This window comes from Novipirellula rosea (assembly GCF_039541335.1).
Lineage (GTDB): Bacteria > Planctomycetota > Planctomycetia > Pirellulales > Pirellulaceae > Novipirellula > Novipirellula rosea.
The window spans coordinates 212,692-236,341 of the sequence record NZ_BAABGA010000017.1 but is presented as its reverse complement, the minus strand read 5'-3'; the positions used below and the strand labels follow the sequence as shown (position 1 = coordinate 236,341).

14 protein-coding genes are annotated in these 23,650 nt (G+C 55.9%); 9 read left to right on the top strand and 5 right to left on the bottom strand.

Annotation, left to right across the window (positions count from 1 at the left end; all coding sequences use genetic code 11):
- Positions 1 to 86: 86 nt before the first annotated feature.
- The 5 genes from ABD971_RS06405 to ABD971_RS06385 all read left to right on the top strand — a co-directional run bounded on the left by ABD971_RS06405 (position 87) and on the right by ABD971_RS06385 (position 10,795).
- On the top strand, positions 87 to 2,486 hold the full coding sequence (locus ABD971_RS06405) for a BatA domain-containing protein (RefSeq protein ID WP_339941333.1): 2,400 nt from the start codon (positions 87 to 89) through the stop codon (positions 2,484 to 2,486).
- Entirely contained in the window at positions 2,483 to 5,281 is a 2,799-nt protein-coding gene (locus ABD971_RS06400; RefSeq protein WP_339941331.1) for a VWA domain-containing protein, read from the top strand. Before ABD971_RS06405 ends, ABD971_RS06400 begins: the two co-directional genes overlap by 4 nt.
- On the top strand, positions 5,282 to 7,642 hold the full coding sequence (locus ABD971_RS06395; RefSeq protein WP_345320484.1) for a polyketide synthase: 2,361 nt from the start codon (positions 5,282 to 5,284) through the stop codon (positions 7,640 to 7,642).
- Positions 7,643 to 7,806: 164 nt separating this feature from the next.
- Positions 7,807 to 9,621, top strand: coding sequence for a coiled-coil domain-containing protein (locus tag ABD971_RS06390; protein WP_345320482.1), 1,815 nt, complete (start codon positions 7,807 to 7,809; stop codon positions 9,619 to 9,621).
- A gap of 91 nt (positions 9,622 to 9,712) precedes the next feature.
- Positions 9,713 to 10,795 carry a hypothetical protein gene (locus ABD971_RS06385; RefSeq protein ID WP_339941325.1) on the top strand — a complete coding sequence of 361 codons (1,083 nt, stop codon included), beginning with the start codon at positions 9,713 to 9,715 and terminating at the stop codon, positions 10,793 to 10,795.
- Positions 10,796 to 10,958: 163 nt separating this feature from the next.
- Here the strand turns inward: ABD971_RS06385 and ABD971_RS06380 are convergent, their stop codons facing one another.
- Together ABD971_RS06380 and ABD971_RS06375 are read right to left on the bottom strand one after the other, a co-directional pair.
- The gene (locus ABD971_RS06380) at positions 10,959 to 12,833 is read right to left on the bottom strand and encodes a hypothetical protein (RefSeq protein ID WP_345320480.1); all 1,875 of its coding nucleotides are present in this window, start codon (positions 12,831 to 12,833) and stop codon (positions 10,959 to 10,961) included.
- A 137-nt stretch (positions 12,834 to 12,970) separates the two neighbouring features.
- Positions 12,971 to 15,127: a multiheme c-type cytochrome gene (locus ABD971_RS06375; RefSeq protein WP_345320478.1), complete on the bottom strand. Its 2,157-nt coding sequence runs from the start codon at positions 15,125 to 15,127 to the stop codon at positions 12,971 to 12,973.
- Positions 15,128 to 15,580: 453 nt separating this feature from the next.
- Between ABD971_RS06375 and ABD971_RS06370 the strand changes: the two genes are divergently transcribed.
- On the top strand, positions 15,581 to 16,120 hold the full coding sequence (locus ABD971_RS06370; RefSeq protein WP_339941319.1) for a hypothetical protein: 540 nt from the start codon (positions 15,581 to 15,583) through the stop codon (positions 16,118 to 16,120).
- 99 nt (positions 16,121 to 16,219) lie between these two features.
- Here the strand turns inward: ABD971_RS06370 and ABD971_RS06365 are convergent, their stop codons facing one another.
- On the bottom strand, positions 16,220 to 16,795 hold the full coding sequence (locus ABD971_RS06365; RefSeq protein ID WP_339941317.1) for an adenine phosphoribosyltransferase: 576 nt from the start codon (positions 16,793 to 16,795) through the stop codon (positions 16,220 to 16,222).
- 256 nt (positions 16,796 to 17,051) lie between these two features.
- The gene (locus tag ABD971_RS06360) at positions 17,052 to 17,513 is read right to left on the bottom strand and encodes a hypothetical protein (RefSeq protein ID WP_339941315.1); all 462 of its coding nucleotides are present in this window, start codon (positions 17,511 to 17,513) and stop codon (positions 17,052 to 17,054) included.
- Between the two features lie 266 nt (positions 17,514 to 17,779).
- Here ABD971_RS06360 and ABD971_RS06355 point away from each other — a divergent pair, with 266 nt between their 5' ends.
- Entirely contained in the window at positions 17,780 to 18,052 is a 273-nt protein-coding gene (locus ABD971_RS06355) for a hypothetical protein (protein WP_339941313.1), read from the top strand.
- 25 nt (positions 18,053 to 18,077) lie between these two features.
- On the top strand, positions 18,078 to 19,580 hold the full coding sequence (aroA, locus tag ABD971_RS06350; RefSeq protein WP_345320474.1) for a 3-phosphoshikimate 1-carboxyvinyltransferase: 1,503 nt from the start codon (positions 18,078 to 18,080) through the stop codon (positions 19,578 to 19,580).
- Here the strand turns inward: aroA and ABD971_RS06345 are convergent.
- Positions 19,559 to 20,572, bottom strand: a complete 1,014-nt coding sequence (locus ABD971_RS06345; RefSeq protein ID WP_345320472.1) for an NAD-dependent epimerase/dehydratase family protein — start codon at positions 20,570 to 20,572, stop codon at positions 19,559 to 19,561. The two genes, aroA and ABD971_RS06345, sit on opposite strands and share 22 nt — an antisense overlap.
- 239 nt (positions 20,573 to 20,811) lie before the next feature.
- On the opposite strand from ABD971_RS06345, the gene polA reads away from it, so the two are divergent.
- Positions 20,812 to 23,616: a DNA polymerase I gene (polA, locus tag ABD971_RS06340; protein WP_345320470.1), complete on the top strand. Its 2,805-nt coding sequence runs from the start codon at positions 20,812 to 20,814 to the stop codon at positions 23,614 to 23,616.
- Positions 23,617 to 23,650 lie beyond the last annotated feature (34 nt).

Here is a 23,650-nt window from a genome sequence, read left to right as displayed (position 1 = left end):
AACGAAATGGATCGCCTCAGCAAACCCGTTCCACTGCTGCGGTATCCTGTATTTTTACACTTCACTCTTCTGACTTCGAATTTCCCTTGTTTCTTTACCCCGCATTAACGATCGGCTTTTTGTTTGTCGCGGTGCCGTTGTTGGTCCACCTGATCAACATGCTTCGGCATCGGAGACAAAAATGGGCTGCCATGGATTTTTTGCTCGCGAGTTACCGCAAGCAGAAAAAGTGGATTCGCTTGCGACAGTTGCTGCTGTTGTTGGCTCGCTTGGCTGTGGCGGCCGTTTTGATCGCGATGCTGTGCGGTTGGAACGGGGGCGGACAGATGCTTGGCGTGTTGGGGGGAACAACAACACACCACGTCGTCGTTTTGGACGACAGCTATTCGATGGGCGATGCGTCGGGAGGAACCACAGCTTACGCCCGGGCACTCGAAGCACTACAAGAATTAACGCGGCGGCTTGCCACCGACGATGGCAACCATCAATTGACGGTGATGCGATCGAGTCGTGCGGCGTTAACGTTGCGTGGCGGTAGTGAGTCGGGCGACTCCGCAGCCGACTTGTCCGCACAAACGGTGACGTCTGATTCACGGCTAATCAGCCGAGTCATGTCGACATCCGCGTCATCGGTGTTAACCGATTTGGTGCCAGCCTTGGATTTGGCGACCGAGTTGATCCAATCGACTCCGGCGGATCAAAAGGTGCTGTACATCGCCAGCGATTTTCGCGACCGCGATTGGGCCGCACCTCAGCGGTTGGCCGAAGCGATGCGTGCGATTTCCGGAGACGATGTTTCGATTCGGATGATCGATTGTGCAACCGGTAATGCCGCCAATCTTTCGGTCGTCGATGTCTCGCCCGCCCAAGATGTGTGGGTCGCAGGCGTACCAGTGGTGATCAATGCCAAAGTACGTAACAACGGCCCTAGCGACGTCAATAACGTCTCGCTGGACAGCCGCGTTTATCACTATCCTAGCGAGGTGACTCAGCCTGATCCGACCTTGGTGACCAGCGGTCGCGTAGAAACGCTGCCCGCGCTGGTGATCGAATCGTTGCCCGCTGGCGAAGAGGTGACTGTGACGTTTCAGGTGTTTATTGCCGAACAGGGGGTGCATGCGATCGAGGTATCGTTACCCGAGGATGCGTTATCGATCGACAACAAACGGACCTGCACTTTGCCACTTTCGGATTCCGAAAAAGTGCTGGTGATCGATGCGGACCCCGAGGCTCGCGGGGCCTACCATGTTGCATCGGTGTTGGATCCGGGCAGCCAAGTTCGCATCGGTGCGATTCCCGATGTCCAGCCGCCATCGTTTTTGCGATCCGCGACGCTAGAGACATTCGCCGCCTACCGAGCGGTTTACTTGATTAATATTCCCGAGATCAATGAGAATGTCGCCGATGCGTTGGACCGATACGTTCGCCGTGGCGGCGGGGTGTTGTGGTTCCTCGGTGACGACATTCAACGCGATTCCTACAATCGCAATCTGCTGTCCGATGGTCGACGATTGTTGCCAATGCCGCTGGACGAATCAAAACCGGTGGCACAGTCCGACGAGGGCACGACCGCGGATGTGGTGTTTGGGGATTCGCCCGAGTTGCTCGCTCCGCTGAAAACGGCGGGCGACGCGGCACTGTCGCTGATCGGTTTATCACGTTCCTGGACGCTTGAAACGCCGGGGATCGAGGCAACGGATGACCCCAATCGGCCACGCGTCAAAACGGTCCTGAAGCGTCGCGACGGCAACGCATTTGTGACGCAGCATGATGTCGATCGAGGACGCGTGATCACGGTGCTCAGTGGGATCGACGGTCAATGGACCAATTGGCCTGGTGACCCTACGTTTGTTGTTTTTCTGTTACAAGCTAATGCGGATCTATGGAGCGGGGCGGCCCCGCCGACTCGCCGCTTCATCGACGAAGCGGTCGAGCGAACCATTGCACTGGATCAATACGCTCCGCAAGTGATGTATTTGCCCGCAACCGAACAACCCCCGCGAGTTCCCATCGAAATGGTTGCCGAGCCGATCGAAACCGACGCCAACACCGAAACGCTTGCGAAAGTGGTGCTGGATCCGATGGAGATGGTGATTGCGGGCGAAGCGAACGTCAGCGATCTATTGCAGCCGGGTATTTCGGAGTGGGCGTTTACGCAAACCGATGGACGCCGCAAAATCATTCCTGTCGCGTCGGTGATCCGCAGCGGCGAAGGCAATTTAAAGCGTGCCGACCCCGCCGTGATTCAACAAAACCTGTTGCCAGTGGACGTGCGATTTTTGAGTAGCGAAGCATGGAATGCCGAAAATCAGACGGCCGGAAGCTCGACGTTGACTCTGTTTTTGTTGGGGCTGCTTGGACTATTGCTGGCGGCTGAGCAAGCCTTGGCCTATTGGGCTAGCTATCACACATCGTCCACTGCGTTGGGTGGCGGGAAACGTCCGGCGAGTCATCTCGGAGCCTTTTCGTTGCGAGGTGCTCGATGAACGAAACAACCAACGGTAACGTGAACCAAACGATTTCGGATGCAGTCGCTGAAACTGCCGAACACAACACGCAACACATTGTTTACGAATTCGCCCGAGCGACTTCGTTGGAAGGTTGGTGGTCGTGGGCACTATTGATTGCTGCGATCGCCGCGATCTTGTTTGTTTGCATCCGACTGTATCGGCGTGACACAAGCGAGTTGTCGGTTGTCACGCGGCGAACGTTGATTGGATTGCGGTTGATGACCATCGCCGCACTGATTTTCTTTTTCTTCGATCTGCACCGACGAACCGAACGGATGGTGACGCGGCCGAGCGAAGTGACGATTCTGGTGGATACGAGCCAGAGCATGTCGCTGCCGGTCGGATCGATGGCCAGCACGGAGAGTCGGGCTGAACGGACGGCCCGTTTGCTGAGCGAATCCAATCTGCTCACAAAACTCGAAACCGAACATCGCGTCAGTATTTACTCGTTTGACCAAACCAGTGAACCCAAGTTGTTGGAGTCGCGGGGCGGTCCGGCGGTTACCAATCCTAACGATTCGGAATTAGCACAGACGCGGCCGCCGGTTTCCAAATGGGCGACTGCCGGAGCGTTGTTGGTCGGAGTGGGGATCGTGTTGTCGGTGCTGTCGCTGCTGTTTGGGGTGGCCGGTCGCGTGGAGCTTGTTGGATGGTGTGTGGGCGGGGCCGCGTTTGCGTTTGCTCTGGGCATCATCGGGCTGGGCAGCGTGTACGCCATCAATACGCAGCGAAGTTTGGCCCAAATCCTGGGGGTAGAACCGAGTGCGATCGAACCGGTCCTGGAAAACGAAACTCCGGTGGATGAGACCACGAAACCGCTTCGTGTATCGGATTGGGCCAAAGAGCTCGCAGCGACCGGAGCCCAAAGCCGGATCGGTGACGCGCTTCGCAGCGTGCTGGCCGACCATGATCCATCGACGCTAGCGGGCGTGGTCGTATTGACCGATGGTCAAAACAACGGCGGAGTCGGCTTGACCGCCGCAATCGCCACGGCAACCCGAAGCGAAGTCGCGGTGTTCCCGGTCGGTTTGGGTAGCAGCAGTGCCCCGACGAATGTCCGTGTGGTGGATCTTGATGCACCACGCCGCGTTTATCCCGGTGACAAGTTTGCGATCACAGCGATGTTGCAAGCCAGTGGCCCGAAAGAACTCGAAGTCGATGTGCAGTTGCTCGATAAGCTGGACGACGATGCAGCGGGGACCAACGAATCGGATCCAACCGCAAACTTGGGCGAGGTCATCGACAGCAAAAAAGTCAAAGTGGCCAGCGACGGCACGTTGTCGGCGATCCGTTTCGAAATGGAACCGGAATCGGTCGGTCGTCGCCGTTTAGCCGTCCGCGTGGTCGCTCCGAAGGAAGATCAAAACAAACGCGACGATGCTCGCGACGCGCGTTACGAAGTCGTTGCCAAAAAGCTTCGCGTGCTGGCGATTGCCGGCGGTCCTACTCGCGAGTACCGCTTTGTTCGCAACTTGTTGTTTCGCGACAAATCGATCGAGCTTGATGTTTGGTTACAAACCGGTCGGCCGGGGATGAGCCAAGATGCCGATCAAGTGTTGCAAGAGTTTCCATCGCGACCCGAAGATCTTTTCCAGTACGATACAATCATGGTGTTCGATCCGGATTGGACTGCGATCTCGGCGGAATCACTCGACTTGATGGATCGCTGGATCAGCCAACAAGCAGGCGGTTTGATCATCGTGGCGGGCCCGGTTTACCACCCACAGTGGACTCGATTGCGGACTGACCCGCGTGTTAGCCGGATCTCGGGTTTCTTTCCCGTGAATCTGTCCACTCGCGGTGCCTTGCTGAGCGGCGGACGCCAAGGGGGCGACAATCCGTGGCCGTTGGACTTTACTCCCGAAGCTCGTCGTGCCGAGTTTTTGTGGGTTGCCGAAGACCCCGCCGAAAGTTTTGATATTTGGGAGCAATTTGGTGGCGTCTACGATTTTGTCGGTGTCAAAAGTGCGAAACCGGGAGCCAAGGTTTACGCTAATTTCTCAGACCCGACGACCGAGATTGGCGGCACCAAACCGGTTTACTTGGCGTCTCACTTCTACGGTGCCGGACGGGTTTATTTCCAAGGCAGTGGTGAAATGTGGCGGCTTCGCGGTGAGAGCGACGCCTATTTCGACAGCTACTACACCAAACTGGTCCGCTGGGTCAGCGAGGGACGATTGATGCGTGACAGCACCCGAGGCGTGTTGCTGGTCGACTCGTCGCGAGTGATGGTGGGCGAGACGATCACGGTGCGTGCGATTTTGACCGACGACCAATTCGAGCCGTTGAACGTGCCCGAGGTGAGTGCGAAATTGCTGGCCCCAAGCGGTCGCATCGACGACATCAAGCTGTTGCCGCTCAAAGGAGAGCCTCGGCCTGGGACCTACGGCGGCCGCTTCGTCGTGCGTGAGGCTGGTAGTTACGAATTACGACTGACTCTGGGCGATGCACTCGAAGAGCAAGTACTGCGTCAAAGCGTGCAAGTCCGCTTGCCGACCGTCGAACTTGAACGTCCCCGACGTAACGATGATGAACTGAAACAACTTGCCGATATGACTGGCGGCACTTATTCACCGATGGGCGAACAAACGGATCTGCAATCGCTTGCCGGTTCGCTGACTTCGCTCTTAAAACCGCAACCTCAAACCACCGTTCTGCCGGGGACACCGGACATCGATTTTAACCGTCGCCGGAACATCGTGTTGATGTGGCTGATTGCGACCATGTTGACGATGGAATGGGTTACCCGGCGATTGCACCGATTGGCTTAGATGGGCACACAACTTTCACTTGATCCGAAACTTCGTCATCTGATCGATTCGCTCCGCCAGCGGATTCGTCGGTATGTGGTCGTGGATTCACTGTTGGCGATCGCCACCGTGGTACTGGCCGCGTTTTGGATCGGATTGGCGTTGGACTACGGCCCGGTTTTGATGGGCGGTACCGAAATGCCACCGCTGGCGCGATTGATCCTGTTGATCGTAGTCGGCGTGATTCTGGTGGTGATTGTGGCTCGGTTGCTGATTGGTCGTTTGCGGCGACCGCTGCCGGACGACAGCTTGGCTCTGCTGTTGGAACGTCAACACCCGCATCTCGGCGGCCGTTTGGTGACCACCGTTCAATTGAATCAATCCGGCCGAGTGCATGATTCGCACGCTGAACAGCTGTTGAAACAAGTCCACATGCAAGCGGCACAGGCGGTTGACGAAGTCGATACGTCGCGTGTTTTTTCTTGGCAACCGATCGTGCGAAAGTCGATGATCGTCGCGCCGTTGTTGCTCGCGTCGCTCATATTGTTGATCTTCAGTCCTGCAGCGTTTGGCCGCGCCGCCGGTCGTTTAACGCTGCTGTCGAACGATCCCTGGCCGCGTCGAGCGAAGCTGGAAATGATCGGCGTCGAATTGCCCGTCATCACTGCCACGGACGAAGAAGCCTTGGCGCCGGAGCTGGTCGAATTTGACGAACACGTGATTCGGCTGCCTCGCGGCAGTAGCGGGACGCTTCGCATTCGCGCCAAAGCCGACGACGCCGAAGTTCCCGTCGTCTGCACTGTCTACTACCGCAGCGACGATGGGACTCGCGGCCAATCTAACATGCGTCGTATCGGACGTGTCGTTGACGGTTACCAGTCGTTTGTTTTGGACGGGCCTCCGTTGGCGGGACTCAGCGATTCGATCTCGCTCAGCGTGCGAGGACTGGACGCTCGGCTTGATGATTTCCGCATCGAAGCGGTCACGCCGCCGGCGATCACCAACATGAATGTTTCGGTTCGTTATCCCGATTACCTGCGTCCCGAAGGGGCGTCGAAATTCGATCTGGAAACAAATTACCAAGCAGGATTGCGGTTACGTGAAGGCAGCGATGTGGTGTTGACAGCGACCAGCAGTGTTCCACTTGGCGATACCGATGTGGTGCTGAGAAACGATGCGGGCGAATTTCAGCGAGTCGAGTTAATCCCCAGCGAAGATCGTCGCCAAGGACAAATTGTGCTCGACAACTTTACCGCTTCGACGGCCGTTCGGATTGTGCCGCGTGACCAACAAGGCATCTCGGCGCAATCGCCCTATCGCTACTTTCTAGGCGTCGTCACCGACGAAGCGCCCGAAGTGCAAATGCGACTCAATGGGATCGGCACCGCCGTGACCGCCATTGCCAAGATTCCGTTGGAAGTGGTTGCGAAAGATGATTATGGAATTGAATCACTCGAAGTCTCAGTAACGCAGTTGGCCAAAGAAGACGAAGCTGCTGCGAAAGAGGGAAAAGCGAAATCCGATGCTGCGGAAGCGATTCCCGTCGAAGCTAACGGTGTCGACTTGGCTTTGAAATGGGACCGCGACGGAAACGCAAAAACCGAAATCGATTTGCGTGATCTTGTTTCCGAACAGCGTATGCCCGAACTCGTTCCCGGCGGAGTGATCCATGTGTTTGCCGAGGCCAGCGACGGTTACGATCTGGGCAAATCGCACCTCACCCGCAGTGAGTTGTATCGACTAGAGATTGTCACGCCCGAGAAGCTATTGGCGTTACTTGAGCGGCGTGAATTGGGGCTGCGAACGCGGTTGGAACAAACCATTGACGAGACGCGGAATCTGCGAGATACGCTCGATTTGCTTCGCCGACGAGGCTTTGACGCCGCTGCGGATGCGGAGAGTGACGAGGGCGATTCAACCCGCGCGGCGCAGGTCCGGCTGCTGCGAGTCCAACAAACCGGGCTGCAAACCAACAAAACGACCGAGGAATTGACCGGGATTGCCGCTTCCTTGGACGATTTGTTGCAAGAGATGATCAATAACCGCGTCGATTCTGCGGACCGTCGCGAACGCATTGGTGTCGGGGTGCGAGACCCGTTGAGAAACATCGTCGCGGGACCGCTGCAGCGTCTAAAAGACCAAATTCGAGCGATTGAACAGAATATCGAAACGCCCGAGGAAGCGTCTGCGAAAACCAAAGAAGCGGTCCAGACGGCCGAAGATGTTTTGCTGCAATTGACCGCGGTGCTGGAAAAGATGCTTGATTTGGAAAGCTATAATGAAATCCTTGACATGGTGCGTGAGTTGATCGACGACCAAAACGAACTGCTCGACGAAACCAAAGCGGAACAGAAAAAACGCGTGTTAGACCTGTTCAAATAGGGAGCGGACGAACGACTGAGCCGTGGGCCGTAAGGCACCGGGTATTGCGAGGGATAAGCCGCTCAGACGCGAGTGGCTCACTAAATCAATAGCCAGCTCGCACCGCACCGCTAAAAATTGCATGACGGTTTTGCCGTAACACGATTAATCCGAGTGATCGAATCATGATTCAACCAAAGACTCTTAAAAACCTCGTCTTTACTTTCGGGCTCGGGTTTCTGCTTAGCGGCTTTGTTGCAGCCTCATTTGCCGCCGCTCAGGAAGCGAACCTTCCCGAGCGGCAAACGGGCGTGGCGTCGCGTTACGAGCGGTTGGAAGAACTGTTGCTGCGGCTGGCCGAGATGGAGGCCGCTGAGAATCCCGAACGAGCTGCGTTGTTGCGTCGGGCGGCGCGTCAATCGCGTGACCAATTTGTGCTCAGCCAACTGCGTGACGCCACCGAGGCGCTGCAAAACCAGCGCTTCCAAGAAGCGGTCGACAAACAAAAAGGGGCCGCCGATGGACTGCAAGGATTGTTGCAGTTGCTGATGAGCGAGGATCGTTCAAAGCGAATCCGGGATGAAAAACAGCGGGTTGCCAATCTGATCAAAGATTTGAAACGAGTCGAACGTGCCGAGCGAAGCACACGGGCGCGGAATGAAAATGGCGCCGACTTGAAAGAGGTCCAAGCCGAACAGGAAGCGATCACCAAACGCAGTGAAGCACTACAGGCAGAACTGTCCGAGAATGACGCCGAAGCCCCATCGGCCGAGGAAAAAGCCGACGAAAAAGCCGACGACGAATCAGACGACAAACAGGAAAAAGAGGACAAGAAACCTGCCAAGCCGGGCGAAGAATCGGATTCCCCTAAGGACTCAAAGGATCCAAAATCGGGCGACGCAAAATCCGACGACGCCCAATCGGAAAAAGGGGATGGCATGGCCCCCCAAGACTCGAGTGAGCAAGACCCGAGTGATCAAAAGCCTGGCGAATCCGGGGACCCCTCCGAGAACAAGCCGAGCGATGCGAAATCGCCTACACCCTCGGATGCCAAACCGTCCGACGCAAAGCCTTCGGATTCCAAACCGAGTGGCGATTCATCGCAGTCGCCTCCCAGTGGCGATTCTCCGCCCGAATCATCGGATTCGCCCCAAGATCAGGCTCCTACGCCGCAGAGTCCTCAGCAACAAGCCGAGCAGCAGTTGCAAAAGGCGATCGAGAAGATGAAGGAAGCGGAGAAGGAGCTTGAGCAGAACAAACGCGCCGACGCGACGGAGAAGCAGCGAGAAGCCGAGGACAACCTGCGTGAGGCCATTGATCGACTCGAGCGGATTCTGCGTCAGTTGCGTGAAGAAGAGATGCAACGCGAGTTGGCGAAGCTGGAAAGCCGGCTGCGGCGGATGGCAGCGATGCAGTCCAAGGTACTGGATGACACGATTGCACTGGCGGCGACCCCGAAATCCCAGCGCAACCGTCAAACCGATCTCAAAGCGGGCGATTTGGCGTTTGAAGAGAAGAAAATCACGCTCGAAGCGGACCGAGCGATGCTATTACTACGTGAAGAAGGTTCGAGTGTCGCGTTCCCCGAGGTGGTTTCACAAATTCGCCTCGATACGACGCACGTGGCCGAACGGCTCGGTGAGACTAAGATAGATGCAGTCACACAAGGGATCCAGCAGGACATATTAGCGGCACTTGAAGAGATGATTGCCGCCACTCAGAAGGCTCAGCGGGACCTGGAAAAGAAAAAGCAGCAACAGCAGGGCCAGCCTCAGCAGGGGGGAAAGCAGGAGCAACCCCTTGTCGAAGCACTGGCCGAATTAAAATTGATCCGTACGATGGAAACGCGGATAAAAACAACGACATCCCGCTACTCGGGGTTGTTAGAATCAAAGGAATCAACGGCAGAAGAGACATTGCCCTTGCTTCAGGACTTGTCGGAACGTCAGAATCGGTTGTATCAAATCACTCGTGACTTGGTGCTCAAACGCAATCAATAAAACTGCGAGGTTGTCTGTGGGTTACACCAACGCTTCTCAAAGAGCCCTTCATCAAACCGCGTCTGCCCAGCACAGACCGTCGGCGGTGGAAGTGTCCGAGTCAAACCACCATGCGGTTTACCGCTGGTTGATCGCATTTTTTGTCTGGGGTTCGATGGCGATTTTCGCTTCGATGGTGATCGGTGCGGATGCGTTGGAGCGGCGAGCAAGTTGGCAGGCCTACAATGTCGACGAGATGTCGCAGATGCTGCGATCGTCGTTGGACGAACTCGGGGTTGTTCCCGATCGGATGGATCAAGCGTCAGACGAATTTGTCTCGGCGATTGAAAAAAATGACGCCGATTCGCTCGACGCCTTCGTCGCGGTGATTCGTGGTATCGCACCGACGGTAGAAAACCTGGTGAGTTCGACCCAGCGAAGTCTCGCCGCAGCCAGTGCCAGCATCGACCCGAACACTACCACCTACGGCGAAATCGAATCGTTGCCCAAGACGATGCGGATGAGCGTTCGCACATGGCTGGGCCGTGAATTGGTTCGCAATCGACTTTACGACGAAGCGCTGCCGGTGATTGCCGAAGTCGATCCGACCGAATCGATCGATCCCGCCGCGGTACTGTTTTATCGCGGTGCTTGCTACCATGCGCTGCTGATGAAAAAGGAAGCGTTGGCCGATTTGCGTCGTCTACTCGAAAACGAAGACGATTGCCCGATCCGATTCTCGCGAACCGCGACGATGATGGTGTCGGACATCAAACCGCTCAAAGAAGATTCGCTCGACGAGATCTCGCGGATCATGACCGATGTTACTCGCCGCTTGGATTTGGGCCGCAGCGATGAACAAGTCGAGAAGCGTGAGCAAGAGATCATTGACAAGTTGACGAAGTTGATCGAGAAGATCGAAGAGCAACAACAGCAGCAGCAACAGCAACAACAATCCAGCGGCGGCCAAGGAGGTCAGGGTGGCCAAGGTGCCCCGATGGCCGACAGCCAAGCGGGTGGCGCCAGCGGCAATGGCGATGTGGATCGAAAGAAGATCAAAGATCGAGACGGATGGGGAAACCTGCCGCCCGCCGAACGCAACGAGGCGCTGCAACAGATCAGCCGCGACTTGCCCACGCATTATCGCGAAGCCATCGAAGCCTACTTTCGCAAACTGGCCACCGAAGGCCAGTGAGTTGCCAGACGCCACGTGCTGGTGCTGAACTCACCTCCCCTTTGGGTGGGGCTCGTTGTGTTTGCGGTTGTAACACGCAAGTAAGAAGTCACCACCCTCCCCGGCCGCTTCCTGCGGCCGACCCTCCCGCACACGGGAGGGTAAATCCGAAATGGCTTCCCCGCTAGAACTTCCAGCGGTATTCCATCCGAGTGCCGTAGACGTCTTGCAGCTCGCCTCGCCAGCCATACATGACATCAAAACGCAACAGCGTGGCGTTGGTTAGCGGCATTTGGTACCGCGTTCCCGCGGCAAATTGATCCGCCGGAACTGCGGGGTTGCCGTTTCCGTGCGGCGTGACATACGCCAACTCGAGCAGCCACTGGTGACCGAGATCGTCGGCGATCAAATCGACGCCAACCGCTCCACCGGCGGTGTCCCCTGCAGTCGGATCAAGCGTGGCAAAACCATTTAATCCGTCCGACTCGAAGTTGATCCCAGTGTTTCGCAAAATCCCGCCCGATCCTGCCGCTCGCGCGACCGATTGAGGACGATCCCAGCCATAGAAGAAGTTGGCATAGGGGACAAACGTGAGTGGATTCGCGGTGATCCAGCTATTCTCGACCAACAGCAGTGCGCCGTCGGCGGTCCGCTCGTCCTCGGGCAGATCTTGGCCTGAGTTGACGATCACTCGAACGCTGTTGCTGATTCGGTCAAAATAGCGACGCGTGAAGCTGGCGGTCATGTTGTGATAGCTCCGTTCACTCTGGTTGCGATCACGAACATAGGCATAGCCGGTTTCGATATACCCGCCATAGGCTTCGATGAACCACGCGGTACCAAACGCTTGTGCGGCATGTTCATCGCTGCCAAATGCCGCACTGTTGATTTGATCGACGACCGCGAAGAAAGTCGCGTCAAAGTTTGACCAATTTAGCAGTCGGCTGTGCCCCGAAGGCAAGGCAAACGCTGCACCCGTGACCGCGTCTTCCATCCAGATTCCGTTTTGAAACAACAGCGGCACCAATCCGATCGTGAACGGCAACTCGAATGGAGAGGTTCGCGACTGTGATGCTCCCATCAGCACACCGAGATCCCCTTCGTAGAACCCCGTGACGGGAGTCAAATCGAATTCGCTCCGATACTTGATGTCGTCACCCACTTTTTCCCAACGAGTGAATTGGTTGTTTTTATCAAGCGGTCCCACGAACGCGTGGAATCGATCGGTATCAGTCAGCTGTAGATCAAGATCCAGATTCAATCGGCTCGCCAGATTGTCGGTGCGTCCGGCGGCATTTCGTCCGGCCGCGATTCCGGTGCGGTAGTCGCCGTACAGATAGAATTTGGGGCGAACCAGGTTTGTGGGACCGAACCAATCGATCCCCTTAGGCGTGATACCATCGCCATACCACTGGCGTCCCCATTGAACCAAGGGGTATTGGGTCGGCACGTCACTCTTGGCATCGTAGGGCCACTGTTCACGTTGCCCATCGTGGTACATCGACGTGTTTGGAATCGGTGTCGGTGAAAAATCGCTCGAAAAATCACGCGACGCTGGAGGCGACAAATCGTTTGATGGATCGGTCGATCCAATCGCGGCCGCAGCGAAGCCGTGCTGAATCGAAAACAAAGACGGATCGTCATCGGCGGTCTGATTCAGCGTCAGCACCGGATCGGGGAATTCCAACGAACGGCTCGGAACCGGATCAGGGACAGGTGGTAACGTTTCGAGTTCCGGTCGTTGGGCGACTCGCGTTTGCAGCGACTGATAAAACCGATCGGTCACGAATTCGGTCTCGGGCAGTACCCACGCGGATTCTGCGGCAGCGATCCGCAGCGTGGTTTCGTGTTTCGTCTCGACAGGAGCCACTGCTGCCGACGGATTCACCAACGGTAATCGCGTCGGGTGCTTGATGCTCGGTAGTCGCGTCGGGCTTTGTGCGATACTGAAACGAGTCGATCCGAGCATCCCCGATCCGAGCATCCCAACAAATGCCAAGATGCAGAGGATAGCGGGAGTCACGACCGCACGTTGTCCCACGACTTGCCGTGAAGCCATCCGACGGGCAGCGTATAGCTGTCTCACAAGAGAATCGACGATGTTGATGGTCTGCTTCACGACAACGATTCGGAAATTGGATGGGGATTAAATGCGATCAGATGTCGCTATGAAAACCGTTTGGACAAACGAATAAACTATCGAACCAAGAACGTGTGGCTGCTTTGTCGGACGTCCAGCATATTGGTCGTCATGCGGCGAATCATGTCGGGTGTGCTGTTGATTTGTCGCATGAAGTAAGGCGGTTCCATCCGGCTTCGCATGCGAACGCTCAAGCGGTATGGCCCTTTCTTTTTCATCACCGATGCGGGGATGTGGTACTTTGGCATCCGATGATCCAGCGGCGGAATCGAATGAGCTTCCATGCGGATTAGTGGCGGATGGTTCAGCACACTGACCGGAACAGCACCGGGACGCAGAAAGACCAATTGATCCACGCTGAAATTCAATGGCAACGCTGCTTCACGGTCGGTGCCGCGAACGTTGTTGATCAAGAATTTGGTTTGCAGATTGAACAGTCCCTTGTCTCGCGGCACTCGTCCCTTGGCCACATCGTAAGAGTTCATGTCGGCAAGATCGGCGTTCGAGTCGAGGTAGCCACTTTCCCATACGCGTTGTCCATCGGGATCGATCAGCGCGACGTTCAACCACAATTGGGGCTGGGCGCCGAGCGATCCGGTCGGCAAGTTGTGGCCTTCGCTGATATTGGAAACTCGATACGCGATATTCAGCGGAGCGCCGGAGCGAGGTTCACTCAGAAAGATCGGACCTTTGACGTCCACGCCCGCTTCGAGGGTGATTACGGCGCTGGACCGTTTCTCTTCGATCTTTAGCAAGTTGGCATCAATGATGCGGCGTGCATCCCGGCGGTCATCGGTGTTATCCCATGGCGGTGGAAAGTACATACCCGGTGTCACCGATTGTTCGAATGCTTCGGTTCCCCAACCAGCACGGTCATCGAAATCGAGCCACTGGCGTGGCGAATATTGTTTCGCTTTGGGATTGTGAGGGAAAATTCCAGGGTGAGCGATCGGGTAGCCCGGACCCCAAAACGAATGATTCGCGTGCTTCTTTGGTTCGCCATACGGTTTGTCATTCAGCACGGCGGCGTGGCAATGCTCGTAGCCCTCGGCCTTGCCAGGAACGGCACCCATGTGACAATCTTGGCACGAAATGCCCTTCGCCGCGGCGGGGCCGTGGCGGTATTGCGAGTGCACGACCTCCAATGCAATCCCAGGCTGGACCGCGACTTGGTGACACGAAACACAAACGTCACTGTTGGTTAATGGCTCAAAGAAAAAGCTTGCCGAGTGCATCGGTTGGCCGGGACCCGTTTGATGCGGCGACGTTTTCAGTTTCAACTCGTCCGCACGAGCCACTGCGTTGGCAACGCCGGTATGATGCGATCCGCTACCGACCGGTTGGTGAATGTCGCCGGGTTCAATCCGTCGGTCGCCGTTGCTGCCACGCCAATAATGTTCGTTTACCCGGTGGCAGGCGATACAGGTGATCCCTTCACGAACCACCGGTGGCATATCCAACACACTGGTCGATCGAGGCAATTCTAGCTGAGTCGCTACGGGAGAATGGCAACGCACGCAGAACGAGCCGACTGTTCCTTGCGTGTATTCCTGCATCGCTTGTTCGAACCGCTGAAACATCGGCGAGATGACTGCATAAGCATGCGAGCTGACGCTCCACTCGTCATAGTGTTTCGGGTGACAACTACGACACGTCTCGGCCGATGGGTAACAGTTCTCGGTCCACAAGGCCTCGTGGGGATCTTTTGCGATGGGAGCAGCCGGCTTGGCCGCGGGGGCGGTGATCGATGGGCCAAGGTAGTCCAGCGGATCGGATAACCGGTCGCGTTCGCTACCACGTCCGCTCATCAGCGGGTCTGCCCCAAGTAATTCATCCCCGCCGAGCAAATCGTCCTCGCCGAGCAAATCATCCCCGCCGAGCAAATCGTCCCCGCCGAGTAGGTCGTCCCCGTCTAGTAGGTTATCCCCGTCTAGCAGATCGTCATTCCCCAACGTGTCGCTGGCGAGCAAGTCATGCTCGGCCGACATCGGGTCGGATGTCAAACGATCCTCATCGCTCGCGAGCAGGTCCTCATCGTCTTGGAGTGCTAGCAGGTCGCGAGTTTGTTTTTCTTTCGCGATAAGGTCACTTTGTTTTGCAGCGATCCGTACCGGTCGTCGGGCGTTTGAACTCGACGAGTCATCCGCGTACGCGGAAAACCACGTGATCGTCGCGATGCCCGCACACAGCAGTGGGATTGCGATGGGACGCATGGGGATACAGTCTCGGGTTCGAGCCACAGGACGAAATGCAAGCCGTGGTAACACACAGCCGCGTTTCTGTTGTCCATCGACACGATTCGACCGCTACCATACTCCCAATAGATTTTTGGGGACAAGTCAACCTAACCGGTAAGGTTTGACATGGTGGTGCGTGGTGGACGAGGCAACAAATCCAGCGAAAGCACGAACAAATTGGGGATTCGTTGCCTCGTCCACTACCGCAAGAGCGAGATGAGACAAAGCTCTCGCCTGCCTAATCGATACAAATCGCACGTTCTGCCTGAACGAATTCTCTTTCGGAATTCTCGTAACAGATCGTTTCGTCTCCGGCTTCGATTTAACAGTAGGGTTTGCTGGAGAGTTCTATTGCCGAGGGGAATCGTGTTTGTGAACTCTCTCCTTTTCTAACATCCATTGCTTCCCGACGATGGAAAATCTAATCGTATGAATCAAACAATTGAAACCGGTTCTGAATCAGAACACCCCGAAAGCGAATCGTCTTTTTTTCGCTGTCCCATTCAAGAATCCGATGGCAAGGCGGTAATACGAATTGGGCGTCGACGCATCCCGGTGGTCGTTCAAGAGACGTCAATCGATGGATTTACGTTGACTGTGGCTGCCAAGCACGCGTCGCAAATACAGATTTCTGGTCCTTGGGAACTTGAATACGCTGACGCACGCACCGAAGTACACCCCCAGTGGATCTTCAATGCACCCGATGGAAATGCACAACTTGCCGTTCGGCGTTTGCGTGATCTGACCAAACCCGATCCGATACGCTCGACTTGGTGGCCCACGTTGCGGCGAAACCGTTACAAACAATCGGATAACAGTTCACTTGCGTTTGGCGGCTTCGTGCTCGCGTTCATCGCGATGCTGGGACTTCCTGGCATCGGCGAAAAACTAGGCTCGGCGCACTACATCCAAGCCGCAATTACGTGGGTTTACAAAGGAATCCACACCGAGATCAAAGAGTGGTGGTAACGACAGTCACTGAGGATTCTTAAATCGCCGCAGCGAAATCAAGATCCTGGCGTTGCTTGCAATCGGCTCTCGATTTGATCGTGGGGGAGATCGATTTCGTTAAACCGTTGGATTGGGGAACTCGTTTTGAGCACTCAATTCGGTCTCGCCGTCGTCTTGGTCATAGTTCAGAACCGAATGCACCGAGTAGGGACTCAGCCGCTCTTTGCCGCCAAGTTGCACCAAGTGGATCAGGAATGAGCAGCCGACGATTTCGGCGTCACATTTTTCCAACAATCGGCAGCATGCTTCCATCGTCCCGCCAGTCGCTAACAGGTCGTCCACGATCAACACGCGTTGGCCTGGTTTGACCCCATCCACATGAATCTGTAGCTCGTCGGTGCCGTATTCCAATTCGTATGCAAACGAGTGCATGTCAAAGGGCAGCTTGCCAGGTTTACGAATCGGCACAAAACCGGCACCAAGCCGAATCGCCAGCGGAGCGGCGAAGATGAATCCGCGGGCTTCCGCCGCAGCAACGATGTCAATCTTGGCGTCCAAAAACGGTTCAGCCAATGCCTCGTTTGCGGCAGCCAGGGCCTCAGGGTCGGCCAACATCGGGGTGATGTCCCGGAACAGAATCCCCGGCTGAGGGTAATCAGGAATGTCTCGGACGAAACGACGAAGATCCAACATGGAAATGGCTCGTGTGGTGTGAAACATAAAGTGGATCAATACAGCCTAAAGCAGAGCCAAACGTGAAGGTAGTAGGCTCGGATTTTTCAGCCGCAGGTACGGTCGCCACGAGCATGATCCGTGCCCAGTGTCATCCGAGAGCGATCGGATAAAAATAAATCCCAACCCCGAAGCGAACGCGAGGGAAAATCGGTCTTAAATCGGTCCCTCGCTCACGCGTTAGCTTAGGATGATAATTATCGGCCAGACGCTCTCATTAGGCTCCGGTCAGCGGTTCCGGACTGCCTCGCAAAATCCGGATTTCATCGAGATCCAGATCTCGCAGTTCTTTCTCTTTGCGTTGCATCTCTTGATCGTACTGGTCCCGATCGGAATCCTCGTTGTCGAGGTTCATCGAATCGGGCTCTGGCGAGATGCCATCGGTTTCCTCGAGCGGACGATCTTCGTCACCGCTGCGTTTCGCACGCTCTTTCTCGTCCGGACTCAGTGGCAAATCACGATTGACCAATTCGGGAGTTCGCGCTCCGGCAGGGTCAAAGATGCTGCCGACTCGTCCCCCGTCGCGGCGCGTTCGCTGCCATGCACCCCCGTAGGCGGGGTAGGCCAGATCTTCGCATTCCGCGCAAATCCGGCATCCGGTGGTCGGAGCGAGCCCAACCAAGAGAGCCAGTAGCAGCAGCTTCTTTGCGACAGAGGCAATAATCGTGGAAAAGTCCATGACTCGAGATCCGATCCAGAAATCGTACGCGCAAACAGAAAATCGATCGCCAAACGAAGGCTAACGTTTCTATCGGTTAGGAAAGCTGAGTCACTTTAGGAAAGCTTTGATGATTAAGTGGGAGTTTCGGGTTAGCCTGCCTCTCGCACACCTACTATTTCCTGCAAATTTCACCGATTTGTTAAAGTCGGTCTATCGAGGGGGATACACAAAATGAGACAAGCGAATTCAAACCTCATCTCATCTCGTCTTTCGGAGCAAATCACGTGTCGGATCTTTCCCAAACTCTCCGAATCGTCGATGCTATCATCCTTCCCCTGCTTGCACTTGCCATTTTGTTCCTGAGCAGAGTCAGCCATGGCGAATTGGCTCGATGGTCTGAGCGTCAGTTTTACATCGCATTGTTAGTCATGACATTTGTCACGATGCGGACGGTCGCTCTGAGCGGCGATGCATGGTTGGTTCACACCGGCACGTTGGGGATTATGATTATCGGGTCGTTGGTCGTGCGGACTCAGGGTACACCAGTGGCGATGTAACCTCGTTCCCTCACTGTCTGCGATCATGCGCGAAACCCAGTCCTCGTCTCCCCAATCCGACCGTTCATCGGGTCCCCAAGCATCACCGGGCCCCCAAGCATCACCGGGCCCCCAAGCAAGCGTCCCCGCGGATCGCGGTGAAACTGTCGTCGAAGTGGTTCCCGGCGGCGCTGTGACCGGAGCGATTCAGCCGCCCGGCAGTAAGAGCCTGACGAATCGAGCTTTGATCTGTGCCGCATTTGCCTCGGGAACCTCCAAGTTGACCGGCGCGCTGCGTAGCGAAGACACCGAAGTCATGATCGAGGCGCTGCGAACGATCGGGCTGGACATCAACGTGTCCGACGGCGGACGCACCATCGTAGTCAACAATGCCGGGCCGCGAGCGTCATCCTCAAGTCAGTGCGAACCTCATTCGCTGTTTATCGCCAATAGCGGGACGACGATTCGTTTTCTGACCGCGGCGCTGTCAGCGGCCTCAGGGCAATACAATCTGCACGGAGTTCCGCGGATGCACGAACGGCCGATCGGGGATCTGGTCGACGCCATCGTCCCGATCATGAACGGAACGATCCGCGCGGAATCGACAAACGGATGCCCGCCGGTCGTGATCGATTCGGCGGGATGGCATGCTGGGGAAATTAATGTCGGCGGCTCCGTCAGCAGCCAATATTTAAGCGGATTGATGATGGCCGCGCCGATTGGTTCAGGCGACGCCAATTCGCATCCAACGCGCACCACGCGGATCGCCGTCACGGGCGAGTTGGTTTCACGGCCCTACGTCGACATGACCTCGAAAGTGATCGAGTCGTTTGGTGGCAAGGTCACCACGGTCAGCTCGGGACTCGCGGCGGGGCAAAGCATTGCCTTTGACATCTCGAGTTCCGCCAGCACCGATGGCTACGGTTATCGTGGTCTTGATTACGCGATCGAACCCGACGCATCGGCCGCCAGTTACTTCTGGGCCGCCGCGGCGATTAGCGGTGGTTCGGTTACCGTCACCGGGCTGACGCATGCCGCAATGCAAGGAGACGTCGGCTTTGTCGATGTGCTGAAAAAAATGGGCTGCGAGGTCGACGAAGATGACAACGGGATCACGGTCACAGGGCGTCCGCTCCGTGGCATCGATATCGACATGAACGCAATCAGCGATACTGTGCAAACGTTAGCGGTTGTAGCTCTGTTTGCCGACGGCCCAACTCGAGTGCGTGGTGTTGCACACAACCGTTTCAAGGAAACCGATCGCATCGGTGATTTGGCTTGCGAGCTAAACAAGCTCGGCGCCACGGTGGCCGAACACGAAGACGGCTTAACCATCACACCCCCTGCCGACGGCGTGAAAGGTTTACACGGTGCGGTACTGGAAACGTACCACGATCATCGCATGGCGATGAGTTTGTCGTTGGCGGGACTGAGGATCGCGGGCGTCAAAATCAAGAATCCGTCATGCACGGCCAAAACCTATCCGGAATATTTCGCCGATCTAGAAAATCTGATCGGACGCAGCCATCACTGGTCTCGCTTAGCGTGACCGTCACGGAGCGATTGGCGTAGCGAATCGAGTCCTTCGCTCATCGAAATGCGAACGTGGTAGCCGAGTCGCTCTTTTGCCGCCGAAATATCAAAGTAGTGATCCTTGGCTAATTGAGCGGCCACGAAGCGTGTCATCGGCGGTTCGTGCGTTCGCCCCAACACACGATACACCGATTCCAGCACCGCTCCGATGCGATACGCCGCTTTGTAGCTGATCTTGCGTGTTGGTGGTGTGACCCCTCCTATTTCGCAAATCTCGCGAATCCAGTCCCAACAATTCACCGGCTCGTCTTGCGCGATAAAGTACGCACGCCCACCACCTCGACTCGGGTCACGATCAAGCGAATCGAGCGCGTCGAGGTGAGCGGCCGCAGCATTAATGACATGAACCGTGTCGACTTGATTCTTGCCATCGCCCACGATTCGCAAACGCCCACGCCGAGCACGATCCAAAATCCGTGGAATGATATGCGGGTCATCATCCCCCCAAATCAAATGCGGCCGCAGCGCGACGGTGTTCAGTTCATCTGGCACATGTGCCGCCAATACTGCCTGTTCGGCCATCGCCTTGGTGTGGGGATAATGGCACAGCCAGTGGCTTGGATAGGCCGCCGATTCATCCAGATTGCGTTGGTGCTGCGAATCAAACGTCACACTGGGGCTGCTTGTGTAAACGAGATGTCGAACGTGGTTCGCTTGACAAGCCGCGATGACGTGATCGGTCGCTAGTTTGTTGATCGAATAAAAATGCTCCCAAGGTCCCCAAACCCCCGCGACCGCCGCAGTGTGAAAGACTGCGTCGACATCACGGATTGCGTTTTGACAGAAAGTGGCGTCGGTTAGATCGCCACGAACGTGCTGCATTCCCTCGTTGACCAATTCGGGATACACGCCCCGCGAGATTCCAACTACCGAGTCGTTGCGGCGAAGCAATTGACGGACAATTTGGCGGCCAAGAAATCCGCCACATCCGGTAACAAGAACACGCATAAGACTCAGATCTATCAGAGAAAAAAGTGGGATAGGCTTCCAGCCTGTCATTGGTACAGGGTTTCAGCGTCGCCGGATGTCTCCGACATTCGAGGTCCTGCAAACGTGAATTCCGACGTCGGAGACGTCGGGCAACGATCGGCAAAATAGTTGTAGCGAATCGATCGGCTTACGCCAGTGACGCTTGTGCGATAAAAATAGCGTTATTCTTTGACACGCTTCCTCAATTTGCAGCGACTATGGCTGATACAACGTCCAACCTGTTCCCCAGCGACAAAAAGCTCTACTTGCTCGACGGGATGGCGCTCACCTACCGAGCCCACTTTGCTTTGGTTCGCAGTCCGCGGTTCACTTCGGGCGGGATCTGCACGTCGGCAGTCTTTGGGGTGCTGAACACGGTGTTGGATTTGATTCGCCGCGAGGAACCGACGCATATCGCTGTCGCCTTCGACACCCCCGAGCCGACGGCGCGGCACGAAGCGTTTCCCGAATACAAGGCCCAACGCGATGAGATGCCCGAGGATATTGCCAAACAGTTGCCGTTGATCGATCGCTTGTTCGAGGCGCTGAATATCCGCAGCATTCGGATGCCTGGCTACGAAGCCGATGACGTGATTGGCACCATCGCACATCAAGCCGAGGCCAAAGGGTATCGCACCTACATGGTCACGCCGGACAAGGACTACGACCAACTCGTCACCGAAGACGTGTTTGTCTACAAGCCTGGACGCAAGGGTGGCGATGCTGAAATCTTTGGCGTCAAAGAAGTTTTGCAGAAGTGGGAAATCGAGCGGGTGGATCAAGTTATCGACATTCTCGGTTTGATGGGCGACGCCAGCGACAACATTCCCGGCGTCCCCGGAATCGGCCCCAAGACGGCTCAGAAATTGATTGCCAAGTACGGATCGATCGAAGAGCTGTATGCCAAGTCGTCCGAACTAAAAGGCAAACAAAAAGAGAACATCGAATCGAACAAGGACAAAGCCATGCTCTCGAAGAGCCTGGTTACGATTCAATTGGACGTTCCGCACAGCGTTGAAATCGATGATTTGTTGTGGAAAAGTTATGACACCAATGCGCTCAAGGCGTTGCTGACGGAACTCGAATTTGACGCGATCGGCAAACGAGTCTTTGGCAAGTCGTTCTCCGCCGCATCGGCTCGTGCGAACGTCGTCCGGGAAAAACGAGAATCTGAAATTCAAGCGACGTTGTTCGACGAACCAGTCGAAGAGAAAACGATTCGTGATGTGCCGCATTCCTATCACACGATCCATACGGCGGCAGAGCGTGCCGATCTGATCGCCAAGTTGGCTCTGCAAGATTCGATCTGTTTCGACACCGAAACAACTTCACTCGATCCTCGCAGCGCATTTCCGCTTGGGATTGCGTTTTGTTTCGAGCCGCATTCGGCTTACTACGTTGTCTGTCCTCATAACCCCGAGCAGGCGCAGGCGGTGATCGATGAATTTCGTCCTATCTTTGAAGATGATTCAATTGAAAAGATTGGTCACAACTTGAAGTACGATCTTTCCTTGTTGCGTTGGCATGGATTCGAAGTTCGCGGCAAACTTGTCGATACGATGTTGGCCCACTCGATGAAAGAGCCCGAGATGCGGCATGGGCTCGATTACCTATCGACGCTGTATCTGGGCTACAAACCGATCCCCACCAGCGATTTGATTGGCCCTAAAGGCAAAGAACAGAAGAACATGCGCGACGTCGAGGTCGAGCGAGTGGCCGAGTACGCCTGTGAAGACGCCGATGTCACGTTTCAGGTCGCTAAGATCCTGCGTGCGGATCTCGAAGCGGCCGGCGTGAGCCAGGTTTGTTACGAAGTCGAATTCCCGTTGGTCCGCGTCTTGGTCGATATGGAATACGAAGGTATTCGGTTGGACAGCGAAGCGTTGCACGAATATTCACGCACACTGAGCGGTGAAATCGAGGACCTGCAAAATCAAATCTTTGCTGCTTCCGGACACGAGTTCAATATCGATTCGCCCAAGCAGCTTGGCGTGGTGCTGTACGAAGAACTCGAGATCGAAAAGAATCCCAAGAAGACGGCGACTGGACAATATTCGACTCGCGAAGCCGAACTCGAACGTTTGTCCGGAAAACATCCCATCATTCGCGACGTGCTCGAGTACCGAGGCGCCCGCAAATTGAAATCGGTCTACGTCGATCAACTTCCCGCGGCGGTCAATCCCAAGACGGGGCGACTACACACGCATTACAGTCAAACGTGGACTGCGACCGGTCGTATTCAATCGAACGATCCTAACTTGCAAACGATCCCCGTGCGGAAACAACGCGGACGTGAAATTCGAGCCGCGTTTGTTCCGCGTGACGAAAATCACGTGTTGCTGTCGGCCGACTACTCGCAAATCGAACTTCGTGTGATGGCCGAACTCAGCGGTGACGAGGCGATGCGTGAAGCGTTCATCAGTGGCGAAGATATTCACACCGTGACGGCGAGCAAGGTCTACAAGGTCGACCCCGAAGAGGTGACGCGTGAGATGCGTGACAAGGCCAAGACCGTAAACTTTGGCATCATCTACGGCATCTCAGGGTTTGGGCTGCAACAACGGCTGAACATTCCTCGTGGTGAAGCCAATGAGTTGATCGCCAACTACTTTGAAAAGTACCCCGGCGTTCAGCGATACATTGACGACACGATCGCGTTTGCTAAAGAGCACGGCTATGTGGCCACGCGAACGGGGCGTCGCCGCTATATCCGCGACATCAATTCAAAGAGCAAAACGGTAGTCAGCGCGGCCGAGCGTTTGGCGATGAATAGCCCGATTCAGGGCACCGCAGCCGATATGCTGAAATTGGCAATGATCCGTGTGCACGAAGCACTGACCGAAGGTGACTTCAAGACCAAGATGCTGCTGACCGTGCATGACGAAATCGTCTTTGACATGCCCAAGTCGGAAAGCGAAGTGGTAATGCCGGTGATCGAACAAGCGATGAAGACGGCGATGCCGATGAGCGTACCGATCGTGGTCGAGATGGGGATCGGCGACAACTGGCTCGAGGCACACTAAGGAGCTCACAGCCCGCGTAGCGATACTCGCCACC